Below are 17610 nucleotides of genomic sequence, written 5' to 3'. Positions count from 1 at the left end.
ATGGCGGGGAGTTCAGCATGAGGCGACCCGGGGCTCGAGCGCGGCGGTGGGCGAGGGCGCTGCAGCCAGCACCGGATGCCGATAGGCCGCCGCAAAACGCTCCGCGAGGGTGACCGGCGTCAGGCCAAACTGCTCGAGGCTATAGCGATGCTTGCTTTGATAGCGCCGGGCCTGGCCATCCTCGCGCGCGAGCACTTGGGCGAAATCGTCCGACAGGACGAGTCCAAAGCGCTGATACACGGCGGTGAGCGTTTGCCCGAGATGGCCCCGCAGATCCTGCATGCCGAGCGCGGCATGTTGCTCCTCCGGCAACCGTTCGCGCAGCCGATCCAGATTCTCGTAGTAGAACGCCAACTGCGCGGTCAGACGCTGGCGCACCGGTGGGCTGTCGGCGGGCACGCCGAAGAAGGCCAGCCCAGGGCCGATCGAACTCAGCTGCGAGGGCACCGTCTCGAGCGGATCGCGCAGGCTGACGAGGAAGCGGGCATCGGCAAAACGCTCGGCGAGACTCAACGCCCAGGGCGCGAAGGCGGCATTCTTTGAAAGCAACCGTTTCTCGGGGCCATGCACATAGAGATGGCGTTTGAGGCAGCTCTCGTAGAAATCGAGCAGGCGCCGGCGCTCGGCGGGATCGAGGTCGGCATCGAAGCGCCCGACCCGCCAGAGGTGCTCGAAACCGGGGAAGGGCAACGCGAGGATGAAACAGGACAGGACCGGCATCAGGGCGAAATAGTCCTCCTCCGGTGTCGTCAGCCCCATCGGATGGACCTCATCGAGCCCGGCGAAGGCACGGCGCTCGATGCGCCGCAGCAGGCGCGCGACCGGCGCTCCGATCGCCCGATCCAGGCGCGCGAGGCCGAGGAAGAACAAACGCTGCGTCACCGACGGGGCGAACAGGCATTCCCAGGTGCGGAAGGTGGTGAACTGCCGGTCCTGCGCCAGCACCTGATGCAGGCGCGTGGTGCCGCTGCGCGGCACGCCAAGCACGAACAGCGGCGCCGCGACCGACACCCGCCGCCAGCCGCGAAAGAAGAGATCATCGAGCAGGAAGCCGAGCCAATGCAGGGCCTGGCCGAACGCGAACAGCGGCAAGAAGCCCAGCATCACCAGCACGCGCCGCAGGCGCAGCGGCGCTTGGCCATCGGGCGAGCGACTCAGGCTCGCTCCAACGAGACCGATGAAGCGCTTGGTCGAGATCAGGAAGAGCTCAAGCATGGCAGGCGAGATCGGTCTCGGTATTGAACGGAGCGGGGCGCGGCGGTAAGCAGCCTTGTATCTTAACCCAGCTAGCGCTCAAATCGAAGACGTTAGTGTGGATCCTGCGGCTCTGTCGTGTCGCTGCGTGCCTTCGTCTCCGTGCTTTCGTGCTTTTCCGGAGTGGCGATGGGCGGCTTGGGCTTGGAGTCCGTCTCCATGCCTTGGGGCCTGGTCGGGGCGGCGTTAGGCTGCGCGGGCTTGGAGTCCGTTTCCGTGAGTTTGGGCGTGGTTGGGGCAGCGGTAGGCTGGCTGGGCTCGGCGTCTGGCTTAGCGGGTGGTTGGCGCTCGGCTTCGGCTGGTGCTGCCACGCTTGCGGGACTGGCTCTTTCGGGTCCCTTATCGCTGACGGCTTCGGTCGTCTGATTGCTGGCCTTGGCGTTAGTCTGTTGCTGTGACAGACGTGGCTTGTCTTGCTGATCTTGCACGGGAGGGGCAGAGGCTGGCGCGGACGTGACCTCGGTGGCCCCCTGCTCGGACGATTTGGGCTCGGACGATTTGGGCGATGCAGCCGGCGCGTCTTGTTGCGAATCACCGCTGCTGCTTGTGCTGTCGCTATGTTCACTCCGCCGCCGACCGCGGCCACCGCGCCGACGCCGACTGGAGCGGGTCCGGCTGCTCGATTTGCCTTCGCTTTCTTCTGCCGCGGCCTCGGTGCGCTCGTTATTGGGTGGTCGCTCAGTGGCTTCCGCCGTTGCCGCACTCGCGTTCGCTGGGCGCTCTTTCACAGAGTCCTCGGAAGAGGCACTCGATTCGGTCGCGACCAGGGCTCTGGATGCGGATTCAGCTCCCGGGATCGGCGTCCTCGTCTGCGTCGAGGCCTGCGATTCAGCCTCAGCGCTCGAGATGTTGCTTGGGCCGTCCGCTGTCGGGGTGCTGTCGCCGTTTTGCTGATTGCGCCGGCCGCGACCGCCACGCGAACCGCGCCGGGAATTCCCGCGTCGGCTCTGGCTGCTGTTCTGGCCAGTGTTCTGACTACCGCTATTGCCAGAGGACGAACGCTGGTCTTCGGATGAGTGGGTAGCACTCTGACCCTTGTTCGCGCTCGACGTGCTAGAGCCGGATCCGGAATCAGTGTCGGTGCTCGCCGAGGTTGAGCGATCGGCCTGAGCAGTATCGGGCTGCGCATTCGATCGGCGCGAGCGGCGCTCGCTGCGCTGATTGCGCGTGCCTTGGCTAGCGCGGCGGCTGTCACCTTTCGAGCTGCGCGAATCCGAAGCGCTCTTGGGCGCGCTCTCGGTTCGCGGCCCGGCAGCGTTGGCGCGACCTGTGCCGATTGCCGAGCGATCGCCCGCCGCCGTGCCTTCATGCGATTGGTCGGGCGGAATCGCGAAGAGGGTGGTCCAGATCCGTTTGAGCACACTCTCGGTGCGCCGGCCTTGCTCACTAGCACTGCCAGCTGTATCGGTGTCGGCCTGCTCGTCATCGGCCGGATCGTGACGTTGTGGTGCCGGCATCGAGGGCGCTAGGGCCTTGACTGCTGGTTCCTCCGCACGCGGGATGCTATTCGGGCGCGCGAAAGCCGGCTCGGTCGCATCTGGCCGCTCCGCCAAATCGTAGCTGATCTCGCCATCGCTCAGGCGTTCGGTATCCTGGGCGCGGATGCGCTCGATCTGGTAATCGGGTGTGTCCATATGTCGATTCGGGATCAGTACCACGTCGACCTTCTGGCGCTCCTCGATCTGCACGATCATGAGCCGCTTCTCGTTGAGCAGGAAGGTCGCGACCTCGACGGGCAACTGCGCGATGATGCGCGAGGTGCGGTCCTTCATCGCCTCTTCCTCGACGATGCGCAGCACCGAGAGAGCCAGAGATTCGACCCCGCGGATGGTGCCCTGCCCCTTGCAGCGCGGGCACACCAGCTGGCTGGACTCACCGAGCGAGGGGCGCAGGCGCTGGCGCGACATCTCGAGCAGACCGAAACGCGAGATGCGCGCGACCTGCACGCGCGCGCGGTCGTGCTTGAGCGCATCGCGCAGCCGGTTCTCGACCTCGCGCTGATGCTTGGCCGGGGTCATGTCGATGAAGTCGATCACGAACAGACCGCCGAGGTCGCGCAGGCGCAACTGGCGAGCGATCTCGTCGGCGGCTTCCAGGTTGGTGTTGAACGCAGTCTCCTCGATATCGGCGCCCTTGGTGGCGCGCGCCGAGTTGATGTCGATCGAGGTCAACGCCTCGCCCTGGTCGATCACCAGCGAGCCGCCGGAGGGCAGGCGCACCTCGCGCTGGAACACCGATTCGATCTGGCTCTCGATCTGGTAGCGCGTGAACAGTGGCACCTCGTCCTGATAGAGCCTGAGTTTCTTCAGGTTGTTCGGCATCACCTGACGCATGAAGGTCTCGGCCTTCTGGTAGACGCTGCCATCGTCGACCACGATCTCGCCGATGTCGACGCGCAGGTGATCGCGCATTGAGCGGATGATGACGTCGCTCTCTTGATAGATCAGGAAGGGTGCCTTGCGCGCTTCGCCGGAGGTCTTGATCGCATCCCAGAGCTGCAGCAGATAGTTGAGATCCCATTGCAGCTCTTCGACGTTCTTGCCGACCCCGGCGGTGCGCACGATCAAGCCCATGTCCTCGGGCAGTTCGAGCTGACTCAGCACCTCGCGCAGGTCGGAGCGATCCGTTCCCTCGATGCGCCGCGAGACGCCGCCGGCACGCGGGTTGTTCGGCATCAGCACCAGGTAGCGCCCGGCCAGCGAGATGAAGGTGGTCAGCGCCGCGCCTTTATTGCCGCGCTCCTCCTTGTCGATCTGCACCATCACCTGCTGACCTTCCTTGATCAGCTCCTTGATGCTGGCGCGGGTGCCCGGTTTCGGGGCATCCTGGCGGAAGTAGCTGCGCGCGATCTCCTTCAGCGGTAGGAAGCCGTGGCGGTCCGAGCCGTAGTCGACGAAGGCGGCCTCGAGGCTTGGCTCGACGCGGGTGATGGTACCTTTGTAGATGTTGGCCTTCTTTTGCTCGCGCCCGGGACTTTCGATATCGAGGTTATATAATTGTTGGCCATCGACAATGGCTACCCGCAACTCCTCGGGTTGAGTTGCGTTGATGAGCATTCTTTTCATCGTGTATCGGTTCTCTCGCCTTCGCGCGAGGCGCGGTCCACAGCCTCGTTCGGCCATGGTTGCGCGCGCAAGCGGCTTCATGTGCCGCCGCGCTTACGGAGCCGGGGCGGCTCGTTCGCGCGAGGGTCGCGCCGAGCAAGCCTACTCTGATGCCCGCGGCATGCCATAAGCACGCGCTTTCGTTTGACTTTCGGTGCCCGGCGCGGCGCGCCAAGGACCCTGTCGAGTCAGCGGCCCAGAGCCGCTGCTCGTTGAAAACTGTAGGGAGTCGGGAACGGCAGGGTGTCGCAGTGGTTGGACAATGCGCCATACTGTTGGCTTGGCGCAGGGCCGCGCAGCGGATCTGGCCCTGGATAGCAGGCACTCGGCTAGACCGACCTTGTGGGACGACCACGACTTGATCCAATGCGCTCCCCTCGGCACGCCTCCTGGAAGATGCGCTGCTCCTCCCCATCGCGGAGGGCGCGATACCGCGCCCTCGCACACAGCACAAGCCTCGAATGCTAGCAAGCTTTCTCGGTACCGGCAATTGACCCCGAAGTCGTCGACGAAACACCCGCGCGGCGCGCGCCCCCGGTCCGCGCCCTCGGCGCGCGGTAAGTCACGCGCCTCGGCGCTGAAGGCGCGCTCGAGTAAACACTCGGAAAGCCCGGAGCGCGCACCCTCGGCGCCGGCTTCAGCGCCAACCCGCGCCGGAATTTCTCAGGTGGAATGGGTCCAAATCGACGCGGAGACCGCTGGCCAGCGCATCGATAATTTCCTCTTGGCGCACTTGAAAGGTGTGCCGCGCAGCCTCGTCTATCGGCTGCTACGGCGCGGTGAGGTGCGTGTCAATAAGGGCCGCGCCCGCCCATCGCAACGGATTGAGGAGGGCGACCAGGTGCGGCTGCCCCCGCTGCGCAGAGCGGAGCAGGGCGCGTCTATCACGCCCTCGGCCCGGCTCCAGGATCGCCTCGCCGAGGCGCTGCTCTATGAGGACGACCTGGTGCTGGTGCTGAACAAGCCGGCCGGTCTCGCCGTGCACGGCGGCAGTGGTATCAACCTGGGCGTGATCGAGAGCCTGCGCGCCATGCGCCCCGGCGCCGAGCTGGAGCTGGTGCACCGGCTCGACCGGGACACCTCCGGCTGCCTGCTGATCAGCAAGCGCCGCAGTGCGTTGCGGCGCCTGCATGCGCAGCTGCGCGAGGGCGAGGTCGACAAGCGCTATCTGGCATTGCTCTGTGGCGCATTGCCGCAAGCCGAGATCGAGGTGGCCGCCGCGCTGAGCACCAACCGCGTGCGCGGCGGCGAGCGGGTGGTGCGGGTCGACCCGCACGCTGGCAAGCCGTCGCGGACCCGCTTTCGCGTCCGCCAACGCCTGGGCGCCCTGACCCTGGTCGAGGCCGAACTGGAAACCGGTCGCACGCATCAGATCCGGGTGCATGCGGCCTACCTCGGCGCGGCGGTCGCGGGCGACCCCAAATACGGCGATCCGGCCACCAATGCACGCCTGCAGACGCTCGGATTGAAACGCTTGTTTTTGCACGCGGCGGCCCTGAGCTTTCGCCCGAGGGAGGATCAGCCGCCCGTGCATGTCACGGCACCGCTCCCAGCGGCGTTGGAGGCGGTCTTGAAACGACTCGAGGAGACATCTTGGACCTGACCATGGACCTAAGCAGTGAGGCAAACAGCGAGGCAGCCCTGAGGCTGCAAGACATCGAACTCGTCGTGTTCGATTGGGACGGAACCCTGATGGATTCGGAGGGGCGCATCGTGGCGAGCATGCAGGCGGCGTTCAGGGATCTCGGTCTCGCCTCGCCGCCTGCGACTGCAGTGCGTGGGGTCATCGGTCTCGGGCTCGAGGAGGCCATCCGGCGCCTGCCGGGCTTCGACGGCGAGCAGACCCTCGCGGAACTCATCGCCCGTTATCGCCATCATTATCTGATCGCCGATGCCACCCCGACGCCGCTCTTCGAGGGCGTCCAGGCCCTGATCGAGGGCCTGCATGCGCGGGGTCGGCTGCTGGCGGTCGCCACCGGCAAGAGCCGCCGCGGGCTGGATCAAGCCCTGGATCTAACCGGGTTGCGGCCCTGGTTCCATGCCACGCGCTGCGCCGAGGAGACCTTTTCCAAGCCGCATCCGGGGATGCTGCATGAACTCATGGATGAACTCGGTGTCTCGCCCGCTGTCACCCTAATGATCGGCGACACCGACTACGATCTGCAGATGGCGCACACTGCCGGCGTGCGGGTGCTCGCGGTCGGCTATGGCACGCAGACGCCGGAACGGCTGCTCGCGCAGCAACCGCTGGCCTGCGCACCGTCGATCGCCGTGCTTTCGGACTGGCTCCTGCACTGACTCCCTTACACTCCAATCCTGACTGCTGTCGTACCCTACACAATGAAGCTACCTTCCTGGATCAGCCGTTGGACACGCGCTGAGCGTGCTCACCGAGACCCGATGCCGGCCACCGATGACCCGCACTGGGAGCGCGCCCTGATCAACCGGCTCGCGGTCGAATTCCTGCGTCAGCAACGGCGCTCGCGGCGCTGGGGCCTGGTGCTCAAACTCGGTCTGCTCGCCTATGTCATCCTGCTCTCGGCGACGCTCGTCCTCGACGGCCTCGGCGATTCGATGGGCGCGACCGGCGAGCATGCGGCGGTGATCAAGATCGAAGGGCTGATCGCGGACAAGACCAGCGCGAGCGCGGAGCGCATCATCAAGGGGCTGCACCAGGCGTTCGAGGCGGACACGGTCAAGGCCATCATCCTGAGTATCAACAGTCCCGGCGGCAGTCCGGTCCAGTCCGGCTATGTCTTCGACGAGATCCGCCGCCTGCGCGAACTCTATCCAGACACACCGGTGTACGCCGTCGCCGCCGATGTCTGCGCTTCGGGGGCCTACTACATCGCCAGCGCTACTGATGCAATCTATGTCGACCGGGCGACGCTGATCGGCTCCATCGGCGTGCGCTTGGATAGCTTCGGCTTCAAACGCGCGCTCGATGAACTCGGCATCCAACGCCGCCTGCTCACCGCCGGCGAGCACAAGGGCATCCTCGATCCCTTCTCGGATTTCGACGACTGGGACCGGACCTTCATCCAAGGACTACTCGATAACCTCCATCAGCAGTTCATCTCTGCCGTCAAGGAAGGTCGCGGCGATCGCCTCCAGGGCGGCGATGAGCTGTTTAGCGGGCTGTTCTGGACCGGCCAAGAGAGTCTCGAACTTGGTCTCAGCGATGGTCTTGGCAGTGCGGCCTCTGTCGCCAGGAAGATCGTCGGCACCGAAAAATTGGTCGACTACAGCCAGGAACGCGATCTGCTCGAACGCTTTGCCGAGCGTGTGGGCACGGCTTTTGCCGCTAGGCTCGCCGAGCTAACCGGCGCGGCCGTGCCATCCCTTAGATAGGTTCGGGCAGCCAGCCTTGGCTGCGCTCGCCCTCATCGAGAGAGTTCTGTGGGCCGCTCGGCTTTTAGCTCATTGACCTCGGCTTCAAGCCGTTCAATCCGATCGATGAGCGCTTCCCAGTCCTCGATTGAGATTGCGACCGACCTTGTCACGGTAACAGGTTCGGAGGTCGCAGCTGCCGGGCGTGGTGGCGCGAGTTTGGGCTCGCCGCAGAGCAGATGCACGAAGCGTTGCTCGCGCATACCCGGTTGGCGTGGCAGTTCGCGCACCAGCGGTGGGTTGTGATGCGCGAGCTGATCGAGCGAGATCTGCACCGCGTTCAGACCGGCGAACTCGGCGAGCCGCGCGCAATGGGTGCGCAATTCGCCGGTGGTCTGCGGACCGCGCAGCATGAGCACAGAGAGCAACGCCTGTTGCTGGCGATCGAGCATGAAATGCCCGGTGAGCTTGTGGTCGAAACGCTCACTGCGGCCGTTGGAGCTAGCATGCACCAGACCGCGGTCGCGCAGTTGGCCGACGCAGTGGCCCACCTCCCCAGGCGTGAGTTTCATCACCGGGTCGCGGGCGCTCTTCTGATTACAAGCGGTGACGAGACCATTCAGCGTGAGTGGATATTGATCCGGCGTGGTGCGCTCCTTTTCCATCAGGCAGCCGAGCACGCGCGCCTCGATCGGCGTCAGCATGGCCTCGCGGGACTGAGCCTCATCGGGGGTCAGCTCGATTGATGCTGCCGAGGCCTGCCTCGGCTGATCGTTCTCGGTGTCGAAACCGGGCTCGCTGCTCACTCAGAAGCCCTCGGTGGAGGTGAACAGGCCCACGCGCAGATCCTTAGCGGTATAGATGACGCGACCATCGACATCCATGGTTCCATCGCCGATGCCGAGCACCAGCTTGCGTGAGATCACCCGCTTCATGCAGACGCGGTAGGTGACCTGCTCGGCGCTCGGCAGCACCTGGCCGCTGAACTTGACCTCGCCGACGCCGAGCGCGCGGCCGTGGCCGGGGTTGCCGATCCAAGCCAGATAGAAGCCGACAATCTGCCACATGGCGTCGAGCCCGAGACAGCCCGGCATCACCGGATCACCGGGGAAGTGACAGCCGAAGAACCAGAGTTCCGGTTTGATGTCGAGTTCAGCGACGATCTCGCCCTTGCCGTATTCGCCACCATAGTCGGCGATGCGGGTCACGCGGTCCATCATCAGCATGTTCGGCACCGGCAGTTGGGCATTGCCGGGCCCAAACATCTCGCCGTAGCCACAGGCGAGCAGTTGCTCGCGATCGAAGGATTCGGTTTTGCTCATTCTGGGTTTGGGATTCCGTCTCGGTGGGGCGAGGGCAGTGGCCGGCGCGCGTGCTCAGCGGGCCAACGTGCGCTCGAGGAAGGGGACGATCTCGTCGAGCGCGATCAGTTGCATCTCGGCGTCGCGCCGACCCTTGTATTCGACCTGGCCGTCATCGAGGTGCTTGTCACCGATGACGACGCGGTGGGGGATGCCGATCAATTCCATGTCGGCGAACATGGCGCCGGGGCGGGCGTCGCGGTCGTCGAGCAGGACTTCGATGCCGACCGCCTTGAGCCGTTCATAGAGGTCGTCGACGGCCTCGCGCACGCGAAACGACTTGCCGAGCTTCATCGGCAGCAGCGCGACCTCGAACGGCGCGATGCTGGCCGGCCAGCGGATGCCGCGCTCGTCGTGATGCTGCTCGATGGCGGCGGCGACCACGCGCGAGACGCCGATGCCGTAGCAGCCCATGGTCAGGGTCACCGCCTTGCCGGCCTCGTCGAGCACCACGGCCTTCATCGCCTCGCTGTACTTGCGCCCGAGCTGGAAGATATGACCGACCTCGATGCCGCGCGCGATGGTCAGCGTGCCCTGACCGTCCGGGCTGGGGTCGCCCTCGACGACGTTGCGCAGATCGGCCACCTCGGGTGTCGGCAGATCGCGGCCCCAGTTGAGCCCGAACCAATGCTTGCCGTCCTGGTTGGCGCCGGCGCTGAAGTCGGCGCTGGCAGCGACGCTGCGATCGGCGATGCAGGGGATCGGCAGATCCTTGGGGCCCAGCGAGCCGGGGCCGGCGCCGATGGCGGCGCGGATCTCCTCTTCGCTGGCCATGCGCAGCGGGCTCGCGACCTGCGGCAGCTTCTCGGCCTTGAGCGGATTCAGCTCGTGATCGCCGCGCACCAGCAGCGCGACCAGGCCGGATTCGGCGCCGGTCTCCGGGTCGGCGCCGGCGACGACCAGGGTCTTGACCGTGCGCTCGATCGGCTGGCCAAAGCCGTCGACCAGATCGGCGATGGTCTTGGCATTGGGGGTGTCAACCAGGCGCGACTCCTCGCCGGGCGCCGGTGCGCTGGCCTCGAGTCCGACCGCCTCGGCCAGCTCGACATTGGCGGCGTAGTCGCTGCCGGTCGAGAAGGCGATGGCATCCTCGCCGGAGTCGGCGAGCACGTGGAACTCGTGCGAGGCGTTGCCGCCGATGGCGCCGGTGTCGGCCTGCACGGCGCGAAAATCGAGCCCGCAGCGGCGGAAGATGCGGCTATAGGTCTCGTACATCAGCGCATAGGTGTCGGCGAGCGAGTCCTGATCGACATGGAACGAGTAGGCGTCCTTCATCAGGAATTCGCGCGCGCGCATGATGCCGAAGCGCGGGCGGATCTCGTCGCGGAATTTGGTCTGGATCTGATAGTAATTGATCGGCAGTTGCTTGTAGCTGCGCAGCTCATTGCGCGCCAGCTCGGTGATGATCTCCTCGTGCGTCGGGCCGAAGCAGAACTCGCGCTGATGGCGGTCTTTGATCCGCAACAGCTCGGGACCGTATTGCTCCCAGCGCCCCGACTCCTGCCACAGCTCGGCCGGTTGCACCGCCGGCATCGCGACCTCGAGCGCGCCGGCGCGGTCCATCTCCTCGCGCACGATGCGCTCGACCTTGCGCAGCACCCTCAAGCCCAATGGCAGCCAGGTGTAGAGCCCAGCGGCGAGCTTGCGGATCATGCCGGCCCGCAGCATCAACCGATGGCTGGCGATTTCGGCGTCGGCCGGCGTCTCTTTGACGGTGTTCAGCGGAAATTCTGAGGTACGCATGGGCGGCGGGACTCGCGAGCAAAGCGCCGAAGTCTATCGGCGCGGTGGGGGTTGGACAACCGCTGATCAATACATGTGCTGTCCGCCGTTGATCGAGAGGGTGGTCCCGGTGATGAATCCGGCCTCATCGGCGACCAGGAAGAGCACCGCGCGCGCGATGTCCTCGGGCTGGCCAAGGCGACCGACCGGGATGCGGGCGATGATCTTCTCGAGCACATTGGCCGGCACCGAACGCACCATCTCGGTATCCACATAACCGGGCGCGACCGCGTTGACGGTGACGCCCTTGGCCGCGCCCTCTTGGGCGAGCGCCTTGGTGAAGCCATGGATGCCGGATTTGGCCGCCGCATAGTTGACCTGGCCATATTGGCCGGCCTGGCCGTTGATCGAGCCGATGTTGACGATACGCCCAAAGGCGCGCTCGCGCATGCCGTCGATGACCGCGCGCGCGCAATTGAAGCAAGAGCCCAGATTGGTGTCGATGACCTGCTGCCACTGATCCGGGCGCATCTTGTGCAGGGTGCCGTCACGGGTGATGCCGGCATTGTTGACCAGCACATCGATGGGGGCCAACTCCTGCTCGATGCGCGTGATGCCGGCGGCGACGGCGTCGAAATCGGCGACATCGAATCGGTAGGCCGGGATGCCGGTGCGTTGGGTAAAGGCCTGGGCGGCCTGATTATTGCCGCCATAGTTGGCCGCGACCTGATAGCCGGCTTCCTTGAGCGCGACGCTGATTGCCTCGCCGATGCCACGGGTGCCGCCGGTGATCAATGCTGTTTTTGCCATGTCTCTCTCTCGCTCTCGTCTTTGGTAGGTTCTTGTTATGCCGCGTTGCGATTAGCCGCATCGCGCTTGCGACATAGTAACGCAGACGCCAACGGCGTTTCGCGGCGACGCGCGTGCCCGGGCCAGCTAAAATGGCACGAAGAAGAATGACGCCAAGCTTGGAGGAGTGGTCGCCTTGAGAGAACGCATGATTGCGATCATCGTATCGCTGTTGGTTTGGAGCCTGGCCGGGGCCTTGTTCGGCGGCTTGTTCATCGGCTTATATGAGGTCTTGGTGGTGCTCGGGCTCGGCGGTTGGCAGCCGCTGGTGGTTGGGGCCGTTGCCGCGGCAATGACGACGGCCGCGTTCTACAGCGCCATGCCCTTGGCCCTGGTGGGAGCGACGGCTGGTGTCTTGGCGTCGATCGGCTACCTTGTGACCTCCGGACAGCAGATCGAGCTAGCGATGATCACGCTCTTGGCTGCCGCTACCGGGATCGCGGCCGGCGCCTTTTTCGCCTGGACCGGCAGGCAGAATGCCCGACCCCTAGCCGAGACGCTGACCGGGATGCTCGCTGGTTTTGGTGCCGGTTTAGCACTGGTGGTGGTGCTGACAACCCTGGAAACGCCCGTGGGCCCTTTCGTGATGGCCGCTGGCGTGGTGGCCATCGTCGGTACGCTGTACCAATTGAACGAGCATTGGATCGTGCAGGCCTGCCATGGCTGGCTGCCGGATAGCCTGGCCGCGCCTTTGGTCGCGGGGCTGATCGCCTCGGTGGTTGGCGCCGGGGTCTGGCTGATGGCGGGGATGACGACGCCGATGCTCTTCGGCGACGAGCGTTCGGTGATCGATCAGGTGTTGAGCGAGGTCCCCTCCGGGGCTTTGGGCGGGATGCTCGGTGGTGCCGTGACGGGGCTCATTCTCGAGCTGCTGGGCTTCCGGCTTGAGGATCACGACCTGGTTTGAAATTGTCGCCACAGCGCGGCCCCGCGCCAAACGTACGCGGGGCCGTTGTTATTGGGTGATTGGGTGGATGTGCCTCTTCGGCCTCAGACCAGCACGCCGGGCGAGAAGCTGTAGCTGTCGATGATGTTGACGTAGTTGGCACGCTCGAAATCGGCCGGATTCGGCACCGCGAGCGCGCTGACACGACCGCGCATATCAGCGATCGACTCGAAGCTCTGCTCCTCCATCCAGTGCGTGATGCCCTCGAGGATGCGCGCGACCTGCGGGGCGCCGTTCTTGAGCAGCGTGCTGCACAGATGCACCGCATCGGTACCGGCGAGCAGCAGCTTGATGGCATCCTCGGCGGTATGGATGCCGCCGGTGGCACCGAGCGAGAGGCCATCGATGCGCCCGTAGAGGATCGCGATCCAGCGCATCGCCAGCAGCGCCTCGGCCGAGGTCGAGGGATGCAGGCTCGGCTGCAATCGCAGGCTGTCGATATTGATGTCGGGCTGATAGAAGCGGTTGAACAGCGACACGCCATCGGCGCCGCCTTCGGCCAGACGCCGCACCATGCTGCCGACCGAGCTGAAGCTCGGCGAGAGCTTCATGTTGATCGGGATGCTGATCTGGCTCTTGAGCAGCCGCAGGATCTCGAGATAGCGCTCCTCGACCTGGCTGCCATCGAGGTTGATGTCGGCGGCGACATAGTAGACGTTGAGCTCGAGTGCATCGGCACCGGCCTGCTCGAGCTCCTTGGCATGCGCGATCCAGCCGCCCGGGGTGACGCCGTTGAGGCTGGCGATGATCGGGATATCGAGCGCTTCTTTGAGCTTGCGAACATTGTCCAGGTAGTTGTCGAGCCCGGTACTGAAGTCGTTCCAGTCCGGGATGAAGCCCTCGCCGATCTCAGCGAAGCCGGTGTCCTGCTGGTGCAGGAAGCGGTTCATGGTCTCGGTCTCGGTGGTCACGGCCTCCTCGAATAGCGAGTACATGATCAGCGCCGAGGCGCCCTGGTCCTCGAGCTCCTTCGCTTGCGCGATGCTCTTGGACAGCGGCGATGAAGAGGGAACGATCGGGTTCTTGAGGGTGAAGCCGAGGTAGTTGGTGGTCAGGTCCATGGGGATCTCCGGGGCGAAGGTCGTCGTCGGGTGACTGCGCGCGCGAGGGGCCTTGGCACCCCGCGCGCTGACAGCAGTTCAGGGTCTCACTCGGCGTTCGCGGGCTTCTCCGCCTTCTGCCAGGCCAGATGGGCGAGTTGCTCATAGAGCGAGTACTTGCTCTCGACGTGCTTCTGCGCGAGCTTCAGGAAGCGCTCGGCGTCATCCGGGTGCGTGCGGTTGAGCACGCTGAAGCGGGTCTCGCTGGCCAGATAGTCCCGATACGGGATGCTCGGCGCCTTGCTGTCCATGTGCAATGGGTTGTCGCCCTGCGCGATCTTGCGCGGATCATAGCGGAACAGCGGCCAATGGCCAGAGTTGACCGCCATGTCCTGCTGGCGCAGGTTGTTCGACATGTCGACACCGTGCGCGATGCAGGGCGAGTAGCAGATCAGCACCGAGGGGCCGGGGTAGGACTCGGCCTCGAGGAAGGCACGGATGGTCTGCACGTCCTTGGCGCCAAAGGCGATCTGGGCGACATAGACGTTCTCGTAGGCCATCGCCATCATCGCCAGATCCTTCTTGAAGGTCGGCTTACCACCAGCGGCGAACTTGGCCACCGCGCCCATCGGTGTGGCCTTCGAGGTCTGGCCACCGGTGTTGGAGTAGACCTCGGTGTCGAGCACCAGCAGATTGACATCGCGCCCGGTCGAGAGGACGTGGTCGACACCGCCGTAGCCGATATCGTAGGCCCAGCCGTCACCGCCGACGATCCAGACGCTGCGCTTGACCAGGTTCTCGCAGACGCTGAGCAGGACCTTGGCCTCGCGGCTGTCCATGCCGGCGAGCTTGTCCTTGAGCGCGGCGACCCGTTGACGTTGCTCGAAGATCCCGGTCTCGGTGCTCTGATCGGTCGTCAGCAGCCCGTCGGCCAGGTCGGTGCCGATCTTGTCGGCGAGCAGGGCGACATATTCGCGCGCCTGCTCGGTCTGCTTGTCGACCGCCATGCGCAAGCCAAGGCCGAACTCGGCGGTGTCCTCGAACAGCGAGTTGTTCCAGGTCGGACCGCGACCGTCGGGATTGGTGGTGTAGGGCGTGGTCGGCAGGTTGCCGCCGTAGATCGACGAACAGCCGGTGGCGTTGCCCATCAGCATGCGGTCGCCGAACAGTTGGGTGGCGAGCTTGATGTAGGGCGTCTCGCCGCAGCCGACGCAGGCGCCGGAGAACTCGAACAGCGGCTGCAGCATCATCGCGTGCTTGATCTTGCTCGCGTCGAGCTTGCTGCGGTCGTACTCGGGCAGCGACAGGAAGAACTCCCAGTTCGGCACCTCGAGGTCGTGGCGCTCCTCGGCCGGGCGCATGTTCAGCGCCTTGCGGCTGGGGTCCTTGCGGTCGCGGATCGGGCAGACCTCGACACAGAGCCCGCAGCCGGTGCAATCATCAGGCGCGACCTGATAGCTGACGCGGTAGCCCTCGGGGAAATCCTTGCCCTTGAGCTTGGCGCTCTGGAAGCCCTCCGGGGCGGCGGCAAGGGCCTCCTCCGAGAACACCTTGGCGCGAATCGCCGCATGCGGACAGACCATGGGGCACTTGCCGCATTGGGTGCAGAGATCGTCTTCCCATTGCGGCAGCTCGAGGGCGATGTTGCGCTTCTCGTAGCGCGTGGTGCCGGTCGGCCAGGTGCCATCGGCCGGCATCAGGCTCACCGGCAGGCTGTTGCCCTTGTTCGCGATCAGAGTGGAGGTGACGCGCTGGACGAAATCCGGGGCATTGGCCGGGACCACTGGCGGGCGCTCGAAACTGCTGCTGGCGCTGCCAGGGACAGCCACCTGGTGCAGACCCTCGAGCGTGGCATCGATGGCGGCATAGTTGCGATCGAGCAGGCGTTGGCCCTTCTTGCCGTAGGTCTTCTTCACCGCGTCCTTGATCTTGGCGATCGCCTCGTCCTTGGGCAGGATGCCGGAGATGGCGAAGAAGCAGGTCTGCATGATGGTGTTGATGCGCCGCCCCATGCCGGTCTTCTCGGCGATGTCGTAGGCATCGACGACATAGAACGTCAGGCCCTTGTCGATGATCTGCTGCTGCATCGACTTGGGCAGATCATCCCAGATCCGATCCGCCGGGGTCGGCGAGTTGAGCAGGAAGGTCGCGCCGTCCTTGGCCTTGGCGAGCATGTCGTAGCGGGTCAGGAAGGTCGGCTGATGGCAGGCGACGAAGCTGGCCTCGTCGTCACCGATCAGATAGGTGCTGTTGATCGGGTTGGGGCCGAAGCGCAGGTGCGAGATGGTCACCGCGCCGGCCTTCTTGGAGTCGTACTCGAAGTAGCCCTGGCCGAAGTTCGGCGTCTCCTCGGCGATGATCTTGATCGAGTTCTTGTTCGCCGAGACGGTGCCGTCCGAGCCGAGACCATAGAACACGCACTCGGTCACGCCCTGGGTCACGGCTGGCTTGAAACCGGGCTCCCACTCCAGGCTGCTGTGGCTGACATCGTCGATGATGCCGACGGTGAACTTGTTCTTCGGCGTGTCCTTGGCCAGCTCGTCGAAGACGAACTTGACCATGGCCGGGGTGAACTCCTTCGACGACAGGCCGTAGCGCCCGCCGACCACGCGCGGCATCGTCGCCATGTTGCCCTCGGCGACGGCCTCGGCCAGTGCCGTGATCACGTCCAGATAGAGCGGCTCGCCATTGGAGCCGGGCTCCTTGCAGCGATCGAGCACACCGACGGTCTTGACCGTGACCGGCAGGGCCTCGAGCAGATGCGCCTTGCTGAACGGGCGGAACAGCCGGACCTTGATCAGGCCGACCTTCTGGCCCTCGGCGGCGAGATGCTCGACGGCCTCCTGCGCGGCGCCGATGCTGGAGCCCATCAACAGGATGACCTGTTCGGCATCCTCGGCGCCGACGTACTCGAAGAGCGTGTACTGGCGGCCGGTCAGCTCGGCGAGCTGATCCATGCGCTGTTGGATGATGTCGGGCAGCGCGGCATAGTACGGATTCACCGTCTCGCGGCCCTGGAAGTAGACATCCGGGTTCTGGCTGGTGCCGCGAATGATCGGATGGTCCGGATTCATCGCCCGCTCGCGATGGGCCTTGACCAAATCCTCGTCGATCATGGCGCGGATCTGCTCGTGCGAGAGCTTTGCGATCTTGTTGACTTCGTGCGAGCTGCGGAAGCCATCGAAGAAGTGTAGGAAGGGCACCCGCGACTCGAGCGTCGCCGCCTGCGCGATCAGGGAAAAGTCCATGACCTCCTGCACCGAGCCGGAGCAGAACATCGCATAGCCGGTGGCGCGGCAGGCCATCACGTCGGAGTGATCGCCGAAGATCGACAGGCCTTGGGCGGCCAGCGAGCGTGCCGAGACATGGAACACCGCCGGGGTCAGCTCGCCGGCGATCTTGTACATGTTCGGGATCATCAGCAGCAGCCCCTGCGAGGCGGTGAAGGTGGTCGACAGGGACCCGGCCTGGAGCGCGCCGTGGATGGCCCCGGCGGCGCCAGCTTCACTCTGCATCTCGATGACACTGGGGACCGTGCCCCAAAGATTCTTGACCCCCAACGAGGACCATTCATCGGCCCATTCGCCCATGTTGGACGAGGGCGTGATGGGGTAGATGGCGATGACCTCGTTGGTCAAGTGTGCGACGTAAGCGGCGGCTTCGTTGCCGTCGATGGTGACCATGTGCTGTTGCGACATCGTGTTACCACGTTGGATGGGTGATGGGTGCTCCGGCCGAGGAGCCCGTTGCACCGGCTCGGCCGGAGACGGAGAACTCGGCGAAACTATAACGAGATTCCGGCCTTCATCGGCTGATCTCGGTTCAAGAACGGCCAGGAATTCACCTTGCACATGATCCGTGTCAGGAAATCGAGACGGTTGCTCCCAAACGGCTCGGGGAGACCTTCCGTCTCTTTCGGTTTGGGTTAAATCTCATTATTGATTAACACCTTGGCGGTTCCCTGATGATACTGTTGGCGATCTCGCGGCTGGCTATAATCGGCG

The 17610-nt window shown here is 65.0% G+C and carries 12 protein-coding genes; 4 read left to right on the top strand and 8 right to left on the bottom strand.

Annotated elements, in window-relative coordinates; genetic code table 11:
* Positions 1–12 precede the first annotated feature (12 nt).
* Together CCR82_RS02990 and rne are read right to left on the bottom strand one after the other, a co-directional pair.
* A complete protein-coding gene (locus tag CCR82_RS02990) occupies positions 13–1215 on the bottom strand; it encodes a sulfotransferase (RefSeq protein WP_201243874.1) in 1203 nt (400 codons plus the stop codon).
* 92 nt (positions 1216–1307) lie between these two features.
* The gene (gene rne, locus CCR82_RS02985; RefSeq protein WP_201243873.1) at positions 1308–4319 is read right to left on the bottom strand and encodes a ribonuclease E; all 3012 of its coding nucleotides are present in this window, start codon (positions 4317–4319) and stop codon (positions 1308–1310) included.
* 706 nt (positions 4320–5025) lie between these two features.
* Between rne and CCR82_RS02980 the strand changes: the two genes are divergently transcribed.
* The 3 genes from CCR82_RS02980 (at position 5026) to CCR82_RS02970 (ending at position 7709) form a co-directional block, all read left to right on the top strand.
* On the top strand, positions 5026–5961 hold the full coding sequence (locus tag CCR82_RS02980; protein WP_338073090.1) for an RluA family pseudouridine synthase: 936 nt from the start codon (positions 5026–5028) through the stop codon (positions 5959–5961).
* 2 nt (positions 5962–5963) lie between these two features.
* A complete protein-coding gene (locus CCR82_RS02975; protein ID WP_201243871.1) occupies positions 5964–6656 on the top strand; it encodes an HAD-IA family hydrolase in 693 nt (230 codons plus the stop codon).
* A gap of 102 nt (positions 6657–6758) precedes the next feature.
* Positions 6759–7709, top strand: coding sequence for a S49 family peptidase (locus tag CCR82_RS02970; RefSeq protein ID WP_242513213.1), 951 nt, complete (start codon positions 6759–6761; stop codon positions 7707–7709).
* A 32-nt stretch (positions 7710–7741) separates the two neighbouring features.
* Here the strand turns inward: CCR82_RS02970 and CCR82_RS02965 are convergent, their stop codons facing one another.
* The 4 genes from CCR82_RS02965 to phbB all read right to left on the bottom strand — a co-directional run bounded on the left by CCR82_RS02965 (position 7742) and on the right by phbB (position 11581).
* A complete protein-coding gene (locus CCR82_RS02965; protein WP_338073089.1) occupies positions 7742–8494 on the bottom strand; it encodes a YceH family protein in 753 nt (250 codons plus the stop codon).
* Entirely contained in the window at positions 8495–9010 is a 516-nt protein-coding gene (gene fabA / locus CCR82_RS02960; protein ID WP_201243869.1) for a 3-hydroxyacyl-[acyl-carrier-protein] dehydratase FabA, read from the bottom strand. It lies immediately after the preceding gene.
* Between the two features lie 54 nt (positions 9011–9064).
* Positions 9065–10792 carry a proline--tRNA ligase gene (locus tag CCR82_RS02955; RefSeq protein ID WP_201243868.1) on the bottom strand — a complete coding sequence of 576 codons (1728 nt, stop codon included), beginning with the start codon at positions 10790–10792 and terminating at the stop codon, positions 9065–9067.
* A gap of 66 nt (positions 10793–10858) precedes the next feature.
* Positions 10859–11581 (bottom strand): acetoacetyl-CoA reductase, encoded by a 723-nt coding sequence (phbB, locus tag CCR82_RS02950; RefSeq protein WP_201243867.1) that lies wholly within the window; start codon positions 11579–11581, stop codon positions 10859–10861.
* Positions 11582–11768: 187 nt separating this feature from the next.
* Here phbB and CCR82_RS02945 point away from each other — a divergent pair, with 187 nt between their 5' ends.
* Positions 11769–12527 carry a spermidine synthase gene (locus CCR82_RS02945; RefSeq protein ID WP_201243866.1) on the top strand — a complete coding sequence of 253 codons (759 nt, stop codon included), beginning with the start codon at positions 11769–11771 and terminating at the stop codon, positions 12525–12527.
* 83 nt (positions 12528–12610) lie between these two features.
* On the opposite strand, the gene CCR82_RS02940 is transcribed toward CCR82_RS02945, so the two are convergent.
* Together CCR82_RS02940 and nifJ are read right to left on the bottom strand one after the other, a co-directional pair.
* Positions 12611–13627, bottom strand: coding sequence for a dihydroorotate dehydrogenase-like protein (locus CCR82_RS02940; protein WP_201243865.1), 1017 nt, complete (start codon positions 13625–13627; stop codon positions 12611–12613).
* Positions 13628–13713: 86 nt separating this feature from the next.
* The gene (gene nifJ, locus CCR82_RS02935; RefSeq protein WP_201243864.1) at positions 13714–17304 is read right to left on the bottom strand and encodes a pyruvate:ferredoxin (flavodoxin) oxidoreductase; all 3591 of its coding nucleotides are present in this window, start codon (positions 17302–17304) and stop codon (positions 13714–13716) included.
* Positions 17305–17610 lie beyond the last annotated feature (306 nt).

It is taken from the genome of Halochromatium salexigens (assembly GCF_016653295.1).
GTDB lineage: Bacteria > Pseudomonadota > Gammaproteobacteria > Chromatiales > Chromatiaceae > Lamprobacter > Lamprobacter salexigens.
This window is presented reverse-complemented; position numbering and strand designations above follow the sequence as displayed.

Excerpts from the sequence above, each read along its gene's own strand:
- nifJ (WP_201243864.1), bottom strand. The coding sequence starts at position 17,304 with ATGTCGCAACAGCACATGGTCACCATCGACGGCAACGAAGCCGCCGCT.
- CCR82_RS02955 (WP_201243868.1), bottom strand. The coding sequence starts at position 10,792 with ATGCGTACCTCAGAATTTCCGCTGAACACCGTCAAAGAGACGCCGGCC.
- rne (WP_201243873.1), bottom strand. The coding sequence starts at position 4,319 with ATGAAAAGAATGCTCATCAACGCAACTCAACCCGAGGAGTTGCGGGTA.
- CCR82_RS02975 (WP_201243871.1), top strand. The coding sequence starts at position 5,964 with ATGGACCTAAGCAGTGAGGCAAACAGCGAGGCAGCCCTGAGGCTGCAA.
- phbB (WP_201243867.1), bottom strand. The coding sequence starts at position 11,581 with ATGGCAAAAACAGCATTGATCACCGGCGGCACCCGTGGCATCGGCGAG.
- CCR82_RS02990 (WP_201243874.1), bottom strand. The coding sequence starts at position 1,215 with ATGCTTGAGCTCTTCCTGATCTCGACCAAGCGCTTCATCGGTCTCGTT.
- fabA (WP_201243869.1), bottom strand. The coding sequence starts at position 9,010 with ATGAGCAAAACCGAATCCTTCGATCGCGAGCAACTGCTCGCCTGTGGC.
- CCR82_RS02940 (WP_201243865.1), bottom strand. The coding sequence starts at position 13,627 with ATGGACCTGACCACCAACTACCTCGGCTTCACCCTCAAGAACCCGATC.
- CCR82_RS02970 (WP_242513213.1), top strand. The coding sequence starts at position 6,759 with ATGCCGGCCACCGATGACCCGCACTGGGAGCGCGCCCTGATCAACCGG.
- CCR82_RS02945 (WP_201243866.1), top strand. The coding sequence starts at position 11,769 with ATGATTGCGATCATCGTATCGCTGTTGGTTTGGAGCCTGGCCGGGGCC.